Source organism: Streptomyces sp. NBC_01276, assembly GCF_041435355.1.
Lineage (GTDB): Bacteria > Actinomycetota > Actinomycetes > Streptomycetales > Streptomycetaceae > Streptomyces.
Map to the genome: position 1 here is coordinate 1,405,936 of NZ_CP108442.1, position 17,851 is coordinate 1,423,786.

At 70.3% G+C, this 17,851-nt stretch carries 17 protein-coding genes; 7 read left to right on the top strand and 10 right to left on the bottom strand.

Going from position 1 to position 17,851, the window contains the following annotated elements:
• Positions 1-6 precede the first annotated feature (6 nt).
• The gene (locus OG295_RS05905) at positions 7-1,641 is read left to right on the top strand and encodes an FAD-dependent oxidoreductase (protein ID WP_371675883.1); all 1,635 of its coding nucleotides are present in this window, start codon (positions 7-9) and stop codon (positions 1,639-1,641) included.
• Positions 1,642-1,781: 140 nt separating this feature from the next.
• On the opposite strand, the gene OG295_RS05910 is transcribed toward OG295_RS05905, so the two are convergent.
• The 7 genes from OG295_RS05910 to OG295_RS05940 all read right to left on the bottom strand — a co-directional run bounded on the left by OG295_RS05910 (position 1,782) and on the right by OG295_RS05940 (position 7,766).
• Positions 1,782-3,173: a nucleobase:cation symporter-2 family protein gene (locus OG295_RS05910; protein ID WP_371675884.1), complete on the bottom strand. Its 1,392-nt coding sequence runs from the start codon at positions 3,171-3,173 to the stop codon at positions 1,782-1,784.
• A 349-nt stretch (positions 3,174-3,522) separates the two neighbouring features.
• Complete coding sequence (locus OG295_RS05915) at positions 3,523-4,926, bottom strand: 8-oxoguanine deaminase (RefSeq protein ID WP_371675885.1); 1,404 nt, start codon at positions 4,924-4,926, stop codon at positions 3,523-3,525.
• A 190-nt stretch (positions 4,927-5,116) separates the two neighbouring features.
• Complete coding sequence (pucL, locus tag OG295_RS05920; RefSeq protein ID WP_266843597.1) at positions 5,117-6,040, bottom strand: factor-independent urate hydroxylase; 924 nt, start codon at positions 6,038-6,040, stop codon at positions 5,117-5,119.
• A 2-nt stretch (positions 6,041-6,042) separates the two neighbouring features.
• Positions 6,043-6,447, bottom strand: coding sequence for a hydroxyisourate hydrolase (gene uraH, locus OG295_RS05925; protein ID WP_266843595.1), 405 nt, complete (start codon positions 6,445-6,447; stop codon positions 6,043-6,045).
• A gap of 2 nt (positions 6,448-6,449) precedes the next feature.
• Positions 6,450-6,968: a 2-oxo-4-hydroxy-4-carboxy-5-ureidoimidazoline decarboxylase gene (gene uraD / locus OG295_RS05930; protein WP_371675886.1), complete on the bottom strand. Its 519-nt coding sequence runs from the start codon at positions 6,966-6,968 to the stop codon at positions 6,450-6,452.
• A 154-nt stretch (positions 6,969-7,122) separates the two neighbouring features.
• Positions 7,123-7,518 carry a helix-turn-helix domain-containing protein gene (locus OG295_RS05935; protein WP_371675887.1) on the bottom strand — a complete coding sequence of 132 codons (396 nt, stop codon included), beginning with the start codon at positions 7,516-7,518 and terminating at the stop codon, positions 7,123-7,125.
• Entirely contained in the window at positions 7,515-7,766 is a 252-nt protein-coding gene (locus OG295_RS05940) for a thiamine-binding protein (protein ID WP_371675888.1), read from the bottom strand. The genes OG295_RS05935 and OG295_RS05940 overlap by 4 nt, the downstream gene beginning before the upstream one ends.
• A gap of 126 nt (positions 7,767-7,892) precedes the next feature.
• Here OG295_RS05940 and OG295_RS05945 point away from each other — a divergent pair, with 126 nt between their 5' ends.
• The 3 genes from OG295_RS05945 to OG295_RS05955 all read left to right on the top strand — a co-directional run bounded on the left by OG295_RS05945 (position 7,893) and on the right by OG295_RS05955 (position 11,397).
• Positions 7,893-8,726 carry a TIM barrel protein gene (locus OG295_RS05945; RefSeq protein ID WP_371675889.1) on the top strand — a complete coding sequence of 278 codons (834 nt, stop codon included), beginning with the start codon at positions 7,893-7,895 and terminating at the stop codon, positions 8,724-8,726.
• Positions 8,727-8,801: 75 nt separating this feature from the next.
• A complete protein-coding gene (locus OG295_RS05950) occupies positions 8,802-9,692 on the top strand; it encodes a 2-hydroxy-3-oxopropionate reductase (RefSeq protein ID WP_356214823.1) in 891 nt (296 codons plus the stop codon).
• A 247-nt stretch (positions 9,693-9,939) separates the two neighbouring features.
• Entirely contained in the window at positions 9,940-11,397 is a 1,458-nt protein-coding gene (locus OG295_RS05955; RefSeq protein WP_371675890.1) for a catalase, read from the top strand.
• A 436-nt stretch (positions 11,398-11,833) separates the two neighbouring features.
• Here OG295_RS05955 and OG295_RS05960 read toward each other — a convergent pair whose 3' ends face one another.
• Positions 11,834-11,983, bottom strand: coding sequence for a hypothetical protein (locus tag OG295_RS05960; RefSeq protein ID WP_371675891.1), 150 nt, complete (start codon positions 11,981-11,983; stop codon positions 11,834-11,836).
• A gap of 21 nt (positions 11,984-12,004) precedes the next feature.
• Complete coding sequence (locus tag OG295_RS05965; protein ID WP_371675892.1) at positions 12,005-13,231, bottom strand: MFS transporter; 1,227 nt, start codon at positions 13,229-13,231, stop codon at positions 12,005-12,007.
• A gap of 129 nt (positions 13,232-13,360) precedes the next feature.
• On the opposite strand from OG295_RS05965, the gene OG295_RS05970 reads away from it, so the two are divergent.
• A complete protein-coding gene (locus OG295_RS05970; protein WP_371675893.1) occupies positions 13,361-14,080 on the top strand; it encodes a TetR/AcrR family transcriptional regulator in 720 nt (239 codons plus the stop codon).
• 108 nt (positions 14,081-14,188) lie between these two features.
• The gene (locus OG295_RS05975; protein WP_371675894.1) at positions 14,189-14,770 is read left to right on the top strand and encodes a TetR/AcrR family transcriptional regulator; all 582 of its coding nucleotides are present in this window, start codon (positions 14,189-14,191) and stop codon (positions 14,768-14,770) included.
• A 159-nt stretch (positions 14,771-14,929) separates the two neighbouring features.
• Here OG295_RS05975 and gcl read toward each other — a convergent pair whose 3' ends face one another.
• Positions 14,930-16,717: a glyoxylate carboligase gene (gene gcl / locus OG295_RS05980; protein WP_371675895.1), complete on the bottom strand. Its 1,788-nt coding sequence runs from the start codon at positions 16,715-16,717 to the stop codon at positions 14,930-14,932.
• 267 nt (positions 16,718-16,984) lie between these two features.
• On the opposite strand from gcl, the gene OG295_RS05985 reads away from it, so the two are divergent.
• Positions 16,985-17,791 (top strand): hypothetical protein, encoded by an 807-nt coding sequence (locus OG295_RS05985; RefSeq protein WP_371675896.1) that lies wholly within the window; start codon positions 16,985-16,987, stop codon positions 17,789-17,791.
• Positions 17,792-17,851 lie beyond the last annotated feature (60 nt).

Below are 17,851 nucleotides of genomic sequence, written 5' to 3' on the forward strand. Positions count from 1 at the left end.
CAAAGCATGGACTCGGACTTCGGCACAGACGCACACACGGCCCCCGCCTCGGAAGCGGGCACGGACACGGACGTGGTGGTGGCCGGCGGCGGCCCCGTCGGGCTCATGCTCGCCTGCGAACTCCGGCTCGGCGGGGCCCGCGTGGTCCTCGTGGAGCGCCGCACCGACGTGGACCCGACCATCAAGGCGGGGGCGATCAACACGCCCACCGCCGAGGCCTTCCACCGGCGCGGGATGCTGCCCGCGCTCGCCGAGGTGCAGCAGCGCGCCCTCGAACAGTTCCGGACCTTCATGCGCGACCGGCCGGGAGGCTCCCAGGACGCCCGGCCCCCTCGTACGCCGCCCCGGTTCGCCGCCCACTTCGGCGGGATCATGCTGGACGGCACCTTCCTGGACGAGGCCGACCCCGACTTCGCACACGCCGGTCCGGCCTCCGAGGTGGGCTTCGTACCGCAGCAGGACATCGAGCGGGTGCTCGCCGAACGCGCCGCGCGGCTCGGCGTCGAGCTGCTCCGGGGCGTGGAACTGACGGGCTTCGACGCCGAGGACGAGGGGGTCGAGGTCCGCGCGGCCCCGGTGGGCGGCGGCCCGGACCGGAAGATACGGGCGGGCTGGCTGGTCGGCTGTGACGGCGGCCGCAGTACGGTGCGCAGGCTCGCGGGCTTCGCCTTCCCCGGAACGGATCCGCAGATCACCGGCCACCAGGCCGTCGTCAGCATGACCGGGGCCGAGGCCCTGAAGACCGGCTGGCACCACACCGACACCGGGACGTACGTCCACGGCCCCGTCCCCGGCCGCATCCTCACGGTCGAGTTCGACGGACCGCCCGCCGACCGCGACGCGCCCGTCACCGCCGAGGAGCTGCAGAAGAGCCTGCGGCACGTCACCGGCTCGGCCGACGTCACGGTCACCGATGTGCACACCGCCACCCGCTTCACCGACAACGCCCGCCAGGCTTCGGACTACCGTTCGGGCCGCGTACTGCTCGCGGGGGACGCGGCGCACGTCCACTCGCCGTTCGGCGGACAGGGGCTGAACCTCGGCATCGGGGACGCGGTGAACCTGGGCTGGAAGCTCGCCGCGGTGGTCCGGGGCCGGGCTCCCGAAGGACTCCTCGACTCGTACACCGCCGAACGGCACCCGATCGGGGCCTGGGTGCTCCAGTGGACCAGGGCGCAGATCGCCCTGATGCGGCCGGAGCCCGCGTCCCGGGCCCTGCGCGACGTGGTCGGCGAGCTGACCGCGACCGTGACCGGCACCACCTACTTCGTCAAGAAGATCTCCGGGGTGTGGCAGCGCTACGAACTGCCCGGCGGTCACCCTCTGGTGGGCCGCAGCGCCCCCGACCTCGAACTGGCCGACGGGCGCCGGCTCGCGGACCTGATGCACGACGGGCGGGCCCTGCTCCTGGACCTCTCGGAGGACGCGGGCTTCGGGGCCGTGGCCGACGGGTACGGGGACCGGGTGCGGGTGGTCACCGCCGCCGGCCCCGCCGGACCGGCGCCGGCCGCGCTGCTCGTGCGCCCCGACGGGTGCACCGCCTGGGCGGAGGACGCCGACGGCGACCGGGCGGACGCGCTGCGCGGACTCGCCGAGTCCCTGACCAGGTGGTTCGGATCCCCCGGACCCGCCGGAGCCTGACCCCGTCGGCCGGACCCCGCCAGGGGGCCTCGCCAGGGAGCGGGCTCCGTACGGGTGCCGACACGAACGGCGGCGCGTACGCCACACCCGCAGTGGGTGGCGTACGCGCCGCCGTTCGTCCGCGTTCCGCATCCGGAGGGTCAGTGCACGAAGGCCGGCTCCGCGGAGGCCTCCGCCGCGGCGTCCTTCTTGGCGCCGAGGTGGTTGAAGGCCAGGTTGAGGACGATCGCGACCACGCAGCCCGTGCTGATGCCGGAGTCGAGGACGACGAGCAGGTCCTTCGGGAAGTGGTGGTAGAAGCCGGGGGCGGCGATCGGGATCAGGCCGATGCCGACCGAGGCGGCGACGATCAGGGCGTTCTCGCCCTTCTCCATGGCCGCGCCCGCCAGGGTCTGGATCCCGCTGGCCGCGACCGAGCCGAAGAGCACGATGCCGGCGCCGCCGAGGACGGGCAGCGGGACGACCCCGATGACGGAGGCGGCCATCGGACACAGGCCCAGCAGGATCAGGATGCCGCCGCCGGCGGCGACCACGAACCGGCTGCGCACCTTGGTCATCGCGACCAGGCCGATGTTCTGGGCGAAGGCGCTGCACATGAAGCCGTTGAACAGCGGGCTGAGGGCACTGCCGAGGGTGTCGGCACGCAGGCCGCCCTCGATGGTCTTCGCGTCCGCCGGACGTCCGACGATCTTGCCGAGGGCGAGGATGTCGGCGGTCGACTCGGTCATGCAGACGAGCATGACGATGCACATCGAGATGATCGCGGCCACCTGGAACTGCGGGGCCCCGAAGTGGAAGGGGGTGGGGAAGCCGATGACGTCCGCGTTCTTGACGGCGTCGAAGCTGGTCATGCCCAGCGGCAGGGCGATGACGGTGCCCGCGACGAGGCCGAGCAGGATGGAGATCTGCTGCAGGAAGCCGCGCAGGAACTTGCGCATCACGAGGACGATCGCCAGCGTGAGGGCGGCCATGCCGATGTTCTTCATCGAGCCGTAGTCGGTCGCCGTGCGGTTGCCGCCCTGGGACCAGTTGAACGCCACGGGGAGCAGTGAGACGCCGATCAGGGTGATGACGGTGCCGGTGACCACGGGCGGGAAGAAGCGGACGAGCTTGCCGAAGTAGGGGGCGGCGAGGAAGCCGACCAGTCCGGCGACGATGATCGCGCCGAAGATCACGGGGATGGCGTCGGCGCCCTCACCCTTGCCTATCGCGATCATCGGGGTCACTCCGGCGAAGGAGACACCGTTGACGAAGGGGAGTTTGGCGCCGATCTTCCAGAACCCGAGGGTCTGGAGGAGGGTGGCGAGCCCTGCGGTGAAGAGCGAGGCGCCCATCAGGAAGGCGGTCTCGGTGGCGGAGAGTCCGACGGCGGGGCCGACGATCATGGGCGGAGCGACGACGCCCGCGTACATGGCGGCCACGTGCTGGAGCCCGCTCGTGAACATCTTCAGCGGAGGCAGGGTCTCGTCGACCGGGTGCGTCTCCTCCGGTACTGCGACTGCGTCTTTGCGAAACCTGGGCGTTGCGGCCACGGCTTCCTCCGGTCGGTATAGCACGTCGGCAGGGACGTGAGTGTCATGGAGGGGGTGCGAAAGCGTTGCTGTCGAGCCTGTATGGAGTTGTGGGTGGTGCGACTTCTTGCCCCAAGGGGTGCGGAAACGATTCGCCCAAAAAGGTTCCGCGCATCGAGCCGGTATCGCCGTGGCAGTGGACCGGAACAGGGCAGCACGGTGCCGCGGTCCTGGTGTTGTCACGCCTCACCGCCCCCGGGAACGCCTTCGGATCTCTCCTCGGGCGCTTCCCGGGAACGGCTGCCGCGGACCCCGCTCGGGTCCGCGGCCGCCGGCCGGGGGCCGTCCCCCCCGACCGGACTCCGTGGGATCAGGCCTGCGCGGAGATCCGCGCGAGGCGCTGGGCCTCTTCCCGGGTGGACACGGCGATCGCGTCCTCGTCGGCGAAGAGCAGTCGGTTGTTGTCGACGATCTGCTTGCCGTTGACGAACGAGGCCGTCACCGGAGCCGCCGCGCCGAAGACCAGGGCGGTGACCGGGTCGGCGATGGAGGAGTGCAGGAAGGTGTTCATGTTCCACAGGACCAGGTCGGCGAGCTTGCCGACCTCCAGCGAACCGATGTTGTCCGCGCGGCCGAGGACCTGGGCGCCACCGTAGGTGCCCAGGCGCAGCGCCTGGCGCGCGTTGAGCGCGCGCTCGCGGTGGACCGGGTTCAGACGGTTGATCAGCAGCGCGTTGCGCAGCTCGGTGTGCAGCTCACCGGACTCGTTGGAGGCGGTGCCGTCCACGCCGAGGCCCACCGGTACGCCGGCGGCCAGCATGTCCGGGACGCGGGCGATGCCGGCGGCCAGACGGGCGTTGGAGGACGGGCAGTGCGCGACACCGGTCTTGGTGCGGGCGAACGCGGCGATGTCGGAGTCGTTCATGTGGACGCTGTGCGCCATCCACACGTCCTCGCCGAGCCAGCCGGTCGACTCGAAGTAGTCGGTCGGGCCCATGCCGAACAGTTCCTTGCAGAACTGCTCTTCCTCGACGGTCTCCGAGCCGTGCGTGTGCAGGCGCACACCCAGGCGGCGGGCCAGCTCGGCGCCCTGCCTCAGCAGCTCGGTGGAGACCGAGAAGGGGGAACAGGGGGCGACGGCGACCTGGGTCATCGAGTCGAAGGAGGCGTCGTGGTACTTCCTGACGGTCGCCTCGGTGTCGGCGAGCGCGCCTTCGAGGGTCTCGACGGCGTGGTCCGGCGGCAGGCCGCCGTCCTTCTCGCTGCGGTCCATCGAGCCGCGGGCGAGGGTGAAGCGGACACCCATCTCGGACGCGGCGCGGATGATGGAGCCGGACAGGTCGCCGGAGCCCTTGGGGAAGACGTAGTGGTGGTCCATCGCGGTGGTCACACCGCCCTTGGCCATCGCGGCGAGGGAGCCCTGCGCGGCCGTGTACGTCATCTGCTCGTCGATGCGCGCCCAGGTCGGGTACAGCGAGACGAGCCAGTTGAAGAGGTTGTGGTCGGTGGCCAGGCCACGCGTGATCCACTGGTAGAAGTGGTGGTGCGTGTTGACGAGGCCGGGTGTCACGAGGTGGCCGGTGCCGTCGATGCGGCGGACGACGTTGTCGAGGTTCCCGGGGGCCTTGCCCGCACCGATGAACTCGATCCTGTTGCCCGCGACCACCACGTGGCCCGAGGCGTACTCGGTGTCGTTCGCGTCGACCGTGGCGATCGCACAGTTTTCGATGACGATGCGCTCGACGGCGCTGTCCTGGGCTGCGGGTGCTGCCATGGGACTTCCTCGTGCTTTCAGTGGCGGTGCGGGCACGGCAAAACCCAGGGGATTTGAGTGCCGGAGCCGGGGGCCTTGACAGCTGACAGTACTGCCGCCCCGAGTGGTGCGTCCGGGTGCCGATTCAGGAAGCGGGAACGTGTCGCCCGTCCCGGGGCCACTGCGGAGCCCCGGGACCGGCGTGCCGTGATCAGAGGTTGGTCATGTCCACGGGGATGCGGGCGTCGACGCCGTCGCGGAGGACCGTCGCCTCGATCAGACCGTACGGACGGTCCGCGGCGAAGTACACCTCGTTGTCGTTCTTGAGGCCGAAGGGCTCCAGGTCGACGAGGAAGTGGTGCTTGTTCGGGAGCGAGAAGCGGACCTCGTCGATCTCCGAACGGTGGTTGATGATGCGCGAACCCATCTGGTACAGGGTCTGCTGCAGCGACAGGGAGTAGGTCTCCGCGAAGGCCTGGAGCATGTGCTTCTTGGTCTCGGCGTAGGACTTCTCCCAGTTGGGCATCCGCTGCTCGTCGTCCGACCAGTTGAAGCGCCAGCGGCCCGACACCTGGGTGGCCAGGATGCGGTCGTACGCCTCCTGCAGGGTCGTGTACTTGTCCTTCACGTAACCCCAGAACTCGGAGTTCGTGGAGTTCATGACGATCAGGTCCTTGAGGCCGGAGATGACCTCCCAGTTCTGGCCGTCGTACGTGATCTGGGTGACGCGGGTCTCCATGCCCTTGCGGACGAAGGAGTGGTTCACCTCGTCGGAGCCGATGAACTTGGAGTTGGCGTCCGAGGTGGCGATCCGGTCCCAGGCGTACTCCTCGATCCGGATCCGCGCGCGCTTGATCGGCTCCTGGCTGTTGACGAACCAACGCGCCAGGTGGATGCCGAACTGCTCGGCGGACTCGATGCCGTACTCCTTGGCGAACGCGTACACCGTGTTCTTGGTGGTGTCCGTCGGCAGGCAGTTGGCGTTCGAGCCGTTGTAGTGGACGTCGTCCATGTCGCCGGAGAGGGCGACCGAGACGTTCAGGTCCTTGATGTGATGGGTGTCGCCGTCCCGCGTGATCTTGACGACGCGGTTCTCTGCTTTGCCGTACTGGTTCTGGCCCAGAATCGTGGCCATGACTAGCTCCCTCGGTAAACGGAGTAGCCGAACGGGTTGAGCAGCAGCGGTACGTGGTAATGCTCGCCCGGGTTCACCGCGAAGGTGATGGTTACCTCGGGGAAGAACGCACCGCTGTCCCTTACGCGGGGGGCGTCCTGCTGCGCCTCGGCTTGCTTCTCTGCACTGTGCTTATTCAAGAAGTACGTCTCGGTCTCGAAATCGAGACGCACGTGTGTGGTGCCCTCCGGCAGCGCCGGCAGGTCCTTACAACGCCCGTCGGCGTCGGTGGCGGAACCGCCGAGCGCCGCCCACTCGCCGTCCAGGCCCGTACGGGCCGACAGGGAGATGGCGACGCCCTCGGCGGGCTTGCCGATGCTGGTGTCCAGGATGTGCGTGGACACCGACGCGGTGGTCGCGGTGCTCATGCTCACTCTCCTTCTTCTGCGAGTTCGGCGAGGCGGGTCAGACGGATCCGGTTGATCTTGACGAGCTCGCCGCGGGCGATTTCGCGCTCCCGCTCCGGCGAGTTGTCGATCCGGACCTTGACCGCGTCCCGCATGAACTCACCGGTCGCACCGGTGGCGCAGATGAGGAAGACGTGGCCGAACTTGTCCTGGTACGCCAGGTTCAGTTCGAGGAGCTCGTTCTTGAGCTCCTCCGAGGCACCGGCCATGCCACGCTGCTCGCGGGCGGAGGTCGGGTCTCCCGGCTTCGGCCGGCCGATCGGCGCGTGGCCTCCCATCGCCTCGCCGAGGTCCTCGGCGGTGAGCTCCGCCATGGCGGACTCGTTGGCCGAGAACAGGGCATCGGCGCCGGCGAAGGGGCGCTGGGCGAGCATCTTGCTCCCCCAAGCCGAGCTGGCGCACACCTCGTGGAGCTCGGCCGCGGCCGCGCTGTCGTCCAAGGCGTTGAACCGGGTGAGACCCGGGGTCGGACTCGAAGTCACGGTAGGCCTCCGTGGCCTGTTGTTGCTTTGACGGGCTGCGCATAGCTAACGCCCTCGACAACACGGCGTCAACACTTTGTTGAAACTTCCCGTACACAAAAGCCGCCGCCCGGGTGAATTGGGCGGCGGCTGGTCACGGCGGGTGAATCCGTCTTCACTCCTGGCTGCTCTTGGCCCCCTTCGGGGTGGCGGCGTCCCTGTTCAGGTAGTTGTAGACCGTGAAGCGGCTCACGCCCAGGGCACTCGCGACCGTTTCGACGCCGTGCCGCACGGAGAAGGCGCCCCGCGCCTCCAGTATCCGCACCACGTCCTGCTTGGACTTCCGGTCGAGCTGCGCCAACGGTACGCCGTGCCGCCGCTCCAGGGCCGCCAGGATGTGGTCCAGCGAGTCGGAGAGCTGGGGCAGGCGCACCGCGAGCACCTCCTGGCCCTCCCACGACAGCACGACGTCGTCGGGCTGCGCCAGGGCGGGATCCATCAGCTCGCCCCCCATCGCGTCCACCAGCGGCTTGACCGCGGTGACGAAGGGGTGGTCACGGGGTTCGGTCACGGGGTGCCCTCCCCGATCACATTGACCTGGAGCGAGACGCGCGTCGCCCCGGCCTCCAGGGAACCGCGCAGCAGCGCGGCCACCGCGGTCAGCACCCGGTCGGACTCGCCCTCGGCCGTGTTGCCGAACGGGCCGACGTCCACCGCGTCCAGCTGGGCCTTCTGGATGACCTCGCGGGCGGCCACGGCGTGGGCGGGGGCCTCTTCGAGGTCGAAGGGCTCGGTCGTGAACTCCACTCTCAATCGCACGCAGGTCAACCTACTGCGCGGTCGGGATTTTTCGGGAGTCCGCACTTGACATCCGCGCCGAGGCCCATGCAGTCTTCCATCAAGCAGAAAATAACTTCCGCAATACGGAAGGAGCGCACACCCCTCATGGGATACACGGACCAGCGCTTCGATGTGAACCTGTCGATCCTCTTCACGGAACTCCCGCTTCTGGAGCGTCCCGCGGCCGCCGCCGCGGCGGGCTTCACCGCGGTCGAGCTGTGGTGGCCCTGGATCGAAACCCCCACTCCCGCCCCGGAGGAGCTCGACGCCCTCAAGAAGGCTCTTGAGGACGCCGGCACTCAGCTGGTGGGCCTGAACTTCTACGCCGGCCGGCTGCCGGGCCCGGACCGCGGCGCGGTCTCGGTACCCGGCGAGGAGTCGGACCGCTTCAACGCCAACATCAACGTGGCGGCGGACTTCGCCGCCTCGGTGGGCTGCAAGGCGCTCAACGCCCTCTACGGCAACCGGGTCGACGGCGTCGACCCGGCCGTGCAGGACGAGCTGGCCCTGAAGAACCTGGTCGTGGCGGCGCAGGCCGCGGACCGCGTGGGTGCGATCCTCCTGATCGAGACCCTCAACAAGCCCGAGTCGCCGCTCTACCCCCTGGTGAGCGCCCCGGCCGGCATCGAGGTGGTGGACAAGGTCAACGAGGCCACCGGCCTCGGGAACGCCAAGTTCCTACTGGACCTGTACCACCTGGCGATGAACGATGAGGACCTCTCCGAGGTCATCGAAAAGTACGCCGCCAAGACCGGCCACGTCCAGATCGCGGACAAGCCGGGACGCGGTGCCCCCGGCACCGGCGAGCTGCCCCTCGAGGCGCTCCTGGACCAGCTGAAGAAGGCCGGTTACGAGGGCCACGTAGGCCTCGAATACAAGGCCGCCGACGCCGCCGCGTCCTTCGCCTGGCTCCCCGCCGAGGCCCGCGCCGCCCGATAGGCGGACCAAGTCCGGGCGATCAGCCGGGCACCCCACGCACTTTTCGTACGATGCATCAAGAGAAGGACCCTCATCATGAGCACCCTCCCCAAGATCGCTTGGATCGGCCTCGGAATCATGGGCTCCCCCATGGCCGAGAACCTCCTGAAGGCCGGCTACTCGGTCACCGGCTTCACGCTGGAGCAGGACAAGCTGGACCGCCTGGCCGCCGCCGGCGGCTCCGCGGCCGGCTCGATCGCCGAGGCCGTCAAGGACGCCGACGTCATCATCACGATGGTGCCCGCCTCCCCGCAGGTCGAGGCCATCTCCTACGGTGAGAACGGCATCCTGGAGAACGCCAAGTCCGGCGCGCTGATCATCGACATGTCGTCGATCACCCCGCAGACCTCGGTCGACCTCGCGAAGAACGCCGCCGCGAAGGGCATCCGCGTCATCGACGCCCCGGTGTCCGGCGGCGAGGCCGGCGCCATCGAGGCCGTCCTGTCGATCATGGTGGGTGGCGAGCAGGCCGACTTCGACGAGGCCCTCCCGGTCCTCCAGGCCCTCGGCAAGGTCATCGTCCTGTGCGGTCCGCACGGCTCCGGCCAGACGGTGAAGGCCGCCAACCAGCTCATCGTCGCGGTCAACATCCAGGCGTGCGCCGAGGCCGTCGTCTTCCTGGAGAAGTCGGGCGTGAACCTCACCGCCGCCCTGGACGTCCTCAACGGCGGTCTGGCCGGCTCCACGGTCCTGACCCGCAAGAAGGACAACTTCCTGAACCGCGACTTCAAGCCCGGTTTCCGGATCGACCTGCACCACAAGGACATGGGCATCGTCACCGACGCCGCCCGCAACGTCGGTGCGGCCCTTCCGGTCGGCGCGGTCGTCGCCCAGCTCGTGGCCTCGCTGCGCGCCCAGGGTGACGGCGGCCTGGACCACTCCGCGCTGCTCCGCGCGGTCGAGCGCCTCTCCGGCGCCCAGGTCTGATCCACCCCCCGCGGTGGCCCGCTGTCCCGGGCCGCCGCCCGCCCCCGCACGAACGGGGGCCCGAGTTTCCGGATGGTGCCGGTGCTGACACCTGTCCTGTCGCGCCCAAGTGCCGGCACCGTCCGGATCACCTCTCCTCTTTTCTTTCTTTCAACAAACTGTTGACGTCGAGTTCACGCCGAAATTAGGCTGTTCCGCATGACGGAAGACGCTTTCCGTCAGCAGTTACCCCGTACGGAAGGTCACCATGTCGAAGCGCACGCTGACGACCGAGTCCGGCGCCCCGGTCGCCGACAATCAGAACTCCGCCACCGCCGGCGTCGGTGGCCCGCTGCTGGTCCAGGACCAGCAGCTGCTGGAGAAGCTCGCCCGCTTCAACCGCGAGCGCATCCCGGAGCGCGTGGTGCACGCCCGCGGCAGCGCCGCCTACGGCTACTTCGAGGTGACCGACGACGTCACCGCGTACACCAGCGCGGCGTTCCTGAACACCGTCGGCAAGAAGACCGAGACCTTCCTGCGCTTCTCCACCGTGGCCGACTCGCTCGGCGGCGCGGACGCGGTCCGCGACCCGCGCGGCTTCGCCCTGAAGTTCTACACCGAAGAGGGCAACTACGACCTCGTCGGCAACAACACCCCGGTGTTCTTCATCAAGGACCCGATCAAGTTCCCCGACTTCATCCACTCCCAGAAGCGCGACCCCTTCACGGGCAAGCAGGAGCCGGACAACGTCTGGGACTTCTGGGCGCACGCCCCCGAGGCGACGCACCAGATCACCTGGCTGATGGGTGACCGCGGCATACCGGCGTCCTACCGCCACATGAACGGCTACGGCTCCCACACCTACCAGTGGACCAACGCCCAGGGCGAGGCCTTCTTCGTCAAGTACCACTTCAAGACGAACCAGGGCATCCGCTGCCTGTCGGGCGAGCAGGCCGCCGAGGTCGTCGGCAAGGACGCCAACTCGCACCAGACCGACCTGCTCCAGGCGATCGAGCGCGGCGTGAACCCGAGCTGGACCCTCTACGTCCAGGTCATGCCCGCCGCCGAGGCCGCGGACTACCGCTTCAACCCGTTCGACCTCACCAAGGTGTGGCCGCACAGCGACTACCCGCTGCAGCGCGTGGGCCGTCTGGTCCTCGACCGCAACCCGGACAACGTCTTCGCCGAGGTCGAGCAGTCCGCCTTCTCCCCGAACAACTTCGTCCCGGGCATCACCGCCTCGCCGGACAAGATGCTCCAGGGCCGCCTGTTCGCGTACGCCGACGCCCAGCGCTACCGCCTCGGTGTGAACCACACCCTGCTGCCGGTCAACGCCCCGAAGGCCACGAAGGCCGACAACTACGGCCGCGACGGCGTCATGGCGCTGCGCAACGGCTCGCGGCACGACAAGAACTACGAGCCCAACTCGTACCGGGGCCCGGCCGAGACCGGTCTGGCGCTCGGCGCCCCGAAGGCCGTCTCCGGCTACACGGGCACCCACGAGGCCCCGGCCCACACCAAGGACGACGACTTCTTCCAGGCCGGGGAGCTCTACCGCCTGATGTCGGAGGCCGAGAAGGAGCGTCTGGTGGCGAACATCGCCGGCGGTCTCTCCCAGGTCACCCTGGAGGACGTCATCGAGAAGAACCTGGCTCACTTCCACGCCGCCGACGCCGACTACGGCAAGCGCGTCGAGGAGGCCGTCCGCGCCCTGCGCGACGCCTGAGCCGCAAGTTGTACCGGGGGCCTGACGGGAGGTCATGCCCCGGGTGCTGAGCCCGCACCGCGGACCCGGATGAGGGGTGGTACGCGGTGAGGGCAGGACGAGGACCGTGACGGGCGTGTGAGCCAGTGCGGTGGTAATGGGTTCCGAGGCCCGTCTCTTGACCTGAGGGAGACGACGCCGGAGTTCTCGTCACCGCCCGTCGCGGTCCCAGCCACTCCCTCCTCCTCCATGTACAGGGGCCACGCACAGAGCCCCTGCCCGTGGAGCGGGAGGACCCTCCCCACAGTCTCCGCCCGGCGGTGCGAACGTCCTGTCGCGCCAGCCTCGCCCCGTCGGGCGGTCACAAACCAGAGCGCCGAGTCACGGACGGTCCCGTGACCCGGCGCTTTGTCGTTCCCCCGTACTCACTCCCCCGTACTCACTCCCTCGTACGGGCTCAGGCGCGCGCCGTCCGCGGCAGCCGGGCGGAGAGCAGCAGGGCGACGACGAGCAGGGCCGCCGTGGCGAGCGCGGTGCCGCCGAGGGCCGCGGCGGGGCCCCGGCCGTGGTCGGTGAAAGCCGACCAGACGGTGACGAGCAGGGCCACGCCCACGGCGTTGGCGAGCTGTTACGCCGTGTTGAGCACTCCGGAGGCCGAGCCGACCTGGTCGTCGGCCACCTCCGCCAGGATCACGTCGAAGAGCGGCGGGATCACCAGGCCCATCCCGAGGCCGGTCACCGCCGTACCCGGCAGCAGCCGCCAGCCGTCCACGGCTCCGTCGGCGGTGGCGGCCAGCAGCCCGAGGCCGAGCGCGGTGAGCACGATGCCCGCCTGGATCACCGCCCGGCCGTGCCGCACGGCGAGGGCGCCCGCCGGGCCGGCGGTGGCGGCGATCCCGAGGACGAGCGGGGCGACGGCGTAGCCCGCGCCTTCCGGCGAGAGTCCCAGGGGGCCCTGGAAGAACAGGGAGAGCACCAGCATCAGCCCGGTGAAGGCGGCGAAGAAGGCCACGGCCACCGCGATGCCGCTGGTGTAGCCACGGTTGGCGAGCAGGGCCGGGGCCATCAGCGGGGAGGAGCGCCGGTGCTGCAGCCGGGCGAACAGCCAGAAACCGAACGGTCCCGCCGCTGCCGCCAGGAGGCTCCACAGGGGCCAGCCCAGCTCCCGCCCCTGCACCAGGGGGTAGACCAGGGCTCCGGAGGCCGCCCCCACCAGCAGCATGCTCGGCACGTCGAGGCGCAGGCCCCTGTCGGGCACACCGCGCGGGATCCGGCGGGCGGCCCCCAGCAGGGCGGCGAGGCCCACGGGCAGGTTCACCAGGAAGACCAGGCGCCAGCCGGAGCCGAGGAGGTCCGCGCCGGTGAGCAGTCCGCCCAGGACCGGCCCGGCGACCGCGCAGATCCCCATCACCGGGCCGAACAGCCCGAAGGCCCGGACCAGTTCCGGACCCTCGAAGACCTCCTTGACGATGCCGAAGCCCTGAGGCAGCAGGAGCGCGCCGAAGGCGCCCTGCACGGCCCGGGCGGCTATGAGCCAGGCGGGGCCCGGGGCGAAGGCGCACAGGGCGGAGGCGAGGGTGAACCCGGCGGCGCCCAGCAGGAACAGGCGTCGGCGCCCGTAACGGTCACCCAGACGGCCGGCGGTGATCAGCAGAACGGCGAAGGGCAGGGTGTAGCCGGCCTGGAGCCACTGGGCGGTCTCGCGGCCACCGCCCAGATCGGCGGCGATCGCGGGGGCGGCCACGCCCGTGATGGTGGCGTCGAGCAGGTCCATCACCTCGGCGGCCAGGACCACGGCCAGTACGGCCCAGCGGTGCGGGTACGGCGGTTTCGGCCGTGGGTGCGGCGGATTCATCGGGTTCTCCCCCTCGGAACGGAGCGAGCTCGGACGGACGGACGGACGCGGTCCACCCTGACGAACGGTGTTCGTTACGAACAACGTTCGCCACGAACACCGTTCGCTGTCAAGTGCTAGCCTTCCTCCATGCCGCCGACACCGCCCCGCTCCCGCAGCACCCGCTCGCGCCCCGCCAAACCGCCGCTCAGCGAGGCGGCGGTCGTCGACGCGGGTCTGCGCGTCCTGCGCCGCGAGGGCTTCGACGCGGTCACCATGCGCAGGGTGGCCGCCGAGCTCGACACCGGACCCGCGTCCCTGTACGTGTACGTCTCCCAGCGCGACGAACTGCTGCGCCTGATGCACGACTCCGTCATCGCGACGGTCCCGCTGCCCGTGATCGAGCCGGCGTACTGGCGCGACCAGCTGGCCGGACTGCTCGTCGAGGTGGTGCACGCCCTCAACGCCCACCCCGGCATCGGCCGGGTCTCGCTCGGCGACATCCCGACCGCCCCGGCCTGGCTGGACCTGTTCGACCGGATCCTCGGCCTGCTGCTCGCGGGCGGCGTACCCCGCCAACGCGCGGCCTGGGGTTGCGATCTGATCGCCCTGCACATCGGCGCGGTCACCTACGAGGTGGGCGCCGCGGACCCCTCGGCGGGCGACGGTCCGGACGCCCTGCAGGACGCCCTGGACTCCCGCCACGAGCGGATCTCCATCGAGGAGCGTCTGGCCGGGCTCGATCCCGCCCGGCACCCGCACCTGGCGGCCAGTGCCGCCGAGCTGGCCGCGGGGCCGGCGTCGGCCCGGCTGGCGCTCGGCATCGAGGTGCTGATCGGTGGGCTGGCCGGGGAATCGCACGGGGACTGAGGGCCCGGGGCGGGGCCGCGGAGGGGCCGCTCGGGCTATCGTTGCGATCTGACTGAAAGCTCAGTCAAGCCTGTCCGAGCGAGGTCCGAGCAAGAGGTGCGAGCAAGAGTGGCCGACCGTCAAGCGTTGATCCTGGAAGCAGCCGTCCGCGTCATCGCCCGCAACGGCGTCAGAGGGCTGCGGGTCGAGGAACTGGCGACCGAGGCCGGGGTGTCCACCGCCCTCATCTACTACCACTTCAAGGACCGCGCCGGCCTGGTCCAGCGCACCCTCGCCTTCATCAGCGACCGCGCCACCGGCTACACCGACGAGGCCGTGGAGGGCACCGAGGACGCCCGCGCCGTCCTGCTCCAGCTGCTGCTCGGCGAGCTCCAGGACACCCCCCGGGTGCGCGAGAACAGCATCGCCTGGGGCGAGCTGCGGGCCACCGCCATCTTCGACGCGGACCTGCGCGCCGCCCTCGCCGAGTCCACCCGCAGCTGGAACCGGGACACCGCCGACGCCGTGGCGGACGCCCAGGCGGCCGGTCAGGCCGACCCGGCCGCGGTCCCGCTGGACGTGGCGGAGCGGCTGAACTCCCTGGTGGAGGGGTTGAGCGAACGCTGGCTGAGCGGCTCACTGGAGCTGGAGCGGGCCCGGACCCTGCTGGAGGGCGCGGTGGACGCGGAACTGGGCCCGTACCCCGCCTGAGGCCCGTACCCGCCTGAAGCGGCGGCCCGGGGCCCCGGACGGCGAACGGGTCCACGGCACGCGGAACGGCCCCCGTACCTCCCCAGGGAGGTACGGGGGCCGTTCCGTGCTGTCACACCGGTACCGGCGCGGCGTTCACCGCGCCGGGGGCGCGGACCGTCAGACGGTCAGCGGGCGGATCGCGGTCGGGGCGTGGCCCGGCTCGGTCGCCAGCTCCTCGAACTCGGTGACGTCGCTCATGTCGACGGTCTTGCTCATCGCGATGTTGGTGATGCGCTCCAGGATGGCCTCGACGACGACCGGGACCTGGAACTCCTGCGCCAGCTTCTTGGCCTCCTCGAAGGCCTCGCCCAGCTTGTCCGGGTCGGTGACGCGGATGGCCTTGACGCCCAGGCCCTCGGCGACCTTGACGTGGTCGACGCCGTAGACGCCGATCTCCGGGGTGTTGATGTTCTCGAATTCGAGGTTGACCTCGAAGTTGATGCCGAGGCCGCCCTGCGCCTGGCGGATCAGACCCAGGTAGGCGTTGTTCACGAGGACGTGGACGTAGGGGACCTTGTGCTGGGCGGCGACCGCCAGCTCCTCGATCATGAACTGGAAGTCGTAGTCGCCGGAGAGGGCGACGACCGGGGTCTCCGGCTGCGCGGTGGCGGCACCGATGGCGGCCGGGATGGTCCAGCCGAGCGGGCCGGCCTGGCCGCAGTTGACCCAGTGGCGCGGCTTGTAGACGTGCAGGAACTGCGCGGCGGCGATCTGGGAGAGGCCGATGGTGGTGACGTAGCGGGTCTCCGGGCCGAACGCCTTGTTCATCTCCTCGTAGACGCGCTGCGGCTTCAGGGGGATGTTGTCGAAGTGCGTGCGGCGCTGCAGGGTGGCCTTGCGCTCCTGCGCGGAGGCGGCCCAGGCGGAGAAGTCCGGCAGCTTGCCCTCGGCCTTGAGCTCCTTGGCGATCTCGACGAAGAGCTCCAGCGCGGCCTTGGCGTCGGAGGCGATGCCGAAGTCCGGGGCGAAGATCTTGCCCAGCTGGGTCGGCTCGATGTCGACGTGGACGAACTTGCGGCCCTTGGTGTAGGCGTCCAGGTTGTAACCGGTGTGACGGTTGGCCCAGCGGTTGCCGATGCCGAAGACGAAGTCCGACTCCAGGAACGTGGCGTTGCCGTAGCGGTGGGCGGTCTGCACGCCGACCATGCCGGCGGCCAGCTCGTGGTCGTCCGGGATGGTGCCCCAGCCCATCAGGGTGGAGATGACGGGGACGTTGACCAGCTCGGCGAACTCGACCAGCAGGTCGGAGGCGTCCGCGTTGATGATGCCGCCACCGGCGACGATCAGCGGGCGCTCGGACTCCAGCAGGAACTGCAGGGCCTTGGCGGCCTGGGCGCGGGTGGCCTGCGGCTTGTAGACCGGCAGCGGGGCGTAGGTCTCCGGGTCGAACTCGATCTCGGTCAGCTGGACGTCGATCGGGAGGTCGATCAGGACCGGGCCCGGACGGCCGGAGCGCATCAGGTGGAAGGCCTCCTGGAACACGCCCGGAACCTGGGCCGCCTCCAGGACGGTCGTGGCCTTCTTGGTGACCGGCTTGGCGATCGAGGCGATGTCGACGGCCTGGAAGTCCTCCTTGTGGAGCTTCGAGACCGGAGCCTGACCGGTGATGCACAGGATCGGGATCGAGTCGGCGATCGCCGAGTACAGGCCGGTGATCATGTCGGTGCCGGCGGGACCCGAGGTGCCGATGCAGACGCCGATGTTGCCGGCCTTGGCACGGGTGTACCCCTCGGCCATGTGCGAGGCGCCCTCGACGTGGCGGGCCAGCGTGTGGCCGATCCCGCCCACGTTCTTGAGCTCGCGGTAGAACGGGTTGATCGCAGCACCGGGGACACCGAACGCTTGTTCGACACCCTCGAGCTTGAGGATCTCCACTGCAGCGGCGGCGGCTGTCATACGAGGCATCGAGTTCTCCTGCGGGTCCGGCGGTCAGACTTTTTCCGTAATGCGGAATTTTTGTTCTGCTATACGGAACAAGCTAAGCGGCCACTTCGCGCACGTCAAGGCGGTGGGGCACCCCGGAACCCACCAAAAGGCGCATCCCGTTCGGTGAGTTGCACAAATGGCCGGTCCTTCGGCCGGATCCGGCGGCAATCCGCCGCCCTGGCCGCCCGGGCGGTCGCCGGTGGTGGAGCATGGGACTACGCACGGCGACGGAGGGGGCCGGGTCTCATGACGGAAGCGGTACGGATGCGCTGCCCGGGATGCGGGCGCGAGAACGGTTACGCGGCGCCCTCCTTCCCCTGCGCCTGCGGAAACCCCGTGACCCCTCCCCTGGATCCGTCGGCGGAGCCCCGGCCGCTGACGCACCGCACCTGGTCGCAGAGCTGGGTGGTGGTGCGGTGCGGGGCCTGCGGACGGGAGGGCGAGTGGCCCCAGCCGGAGCTGGGCTGCGGGGCGTGCGGGACCGTGGTCCGGGTCCCGGTCCGGCCGCCGGGGGCGGCGTCGGGCAGGAACGCCGGCGCGGCGGGTCCCGCGACAGCGGGGGCGGGGAGCCGGACGGGCCCGGCGGGGACGGATCCGCATGCGGGGACGCCAGGGACGGAAGCCGGGTCGGGCACCGGGGCGGCCTCCATGACGGGTGCCGTCGCGCGGCCGGCGTTCCGGCCGGTGACCATCCGTACGGGCCGGGACGCCGTGGCGACGGCCGCGCTGTACCTGCGCTGGCTCGGCTTCCGGGACGTGCGGCAGCCCGACGGCGTGCCGATCCCCTCCGCGGCGGCGGACCTGCGGGCTCCGGGGGTGGTGGCGCAGGTGGACCCGACCACGGCCCCGGTCGGGCTGCGGGCGGTGGAGTGCGTCTGGCTGAACGGCCTCACGGCCGCCGCGACCGGCGTCTACTTCTCCCTCGCCGGCTACACCGAGGAGGCCCGGAGCCGGGCGGACGAGCTGGCGGTACCGCTGTTCGTCATGGACCTCACGGGCGTGCCGCAGCCGGTCAACGACCCGGCGGACGAACTGGTGGCGGAGGGGGCCTAGGCTCGGAGGGCGCGGGCCCGTGCCCGCCCGTTCTTCCGTCCGTCCCTTTGTCTTCCTTGT

Bases quoted from the DNA above. Each gene is read 5' to 3' on its own strand.
- OG295_RS05905 (WP_371675883.1), top strand. From the start codon at position 7: ATGGACTCGGACTTCGGCACAGACGCACACACGGCCCCCGCCTCGGAA.
- OG295_RS05915 (WP_371675885.1), bottom strand. From the start codon at position 4,926: ATGGCAGCACCCGCAGCCCAGGACAGCGCCGTCGAGCGCATCGTCATC.
- pucL (WP_266843597.1), bottom strand. From the start codon at position 6,040: ATGGCCACGATTCTGGGCCAGAACCAGTACGGCAAAGCAGAGAACCGC.
- uraH (WP_266843595.1), bottom strand. From the start codon at position 6,447: ATGAGCACCGCGACCACCGCGTCGGTGTCCACGCACATCCTGGACACC.
- OG295_RS05945 (WP_371675889.1), top strand. From the start codon at position 7,893: ATGGGATACACGGACCAGCGCTTCGATGTGAACCTGTCGATCCTCTTC.
- OG295_RS05950 (WP_356214823.1), top strand. From the start codon at position 8,802: ATGAGCACCCTCCCCAAGATCGCTTGGATCGGCCTCGGAATCATGGGC.
- OG295_RS05955 (WP_371675890.1), top strand. From the start codon at position 9,940: ATGTCGAAGCGCACGCTGACGACCGAGTCCGGCGCCCCGGTCGCCGAC.
- OG295_RS05965 (WP_371675892.1), bottom strand. From the start codon at position 13,231: ATGAATCCGCCGCACCCACGGCCGAAACCGCCGTACCCGCACCGCTGG.
- OG295_RS05970 (WP_371675893.1), top strand. From the start codon at position 13,361: ATGCCGCCGACACCGCCCCGCTCCCGCAGCACCCGCTCGCGCCCCGCC.
- gcl (WP_371675895.1), bottom strand. From the start codon at position 16,717: ATGCCTCGTATGACAGCCGCCGCCGCTGCAGTGGAGATCCTCAAGCTC.
- OG295_RS05985 (WP_371675896.1), top strand. From the start codon at position 16,985: ATGACGGAAGCGGTACGGATGCGCTGCCCGGGATGCGGGCGCGAGAAC.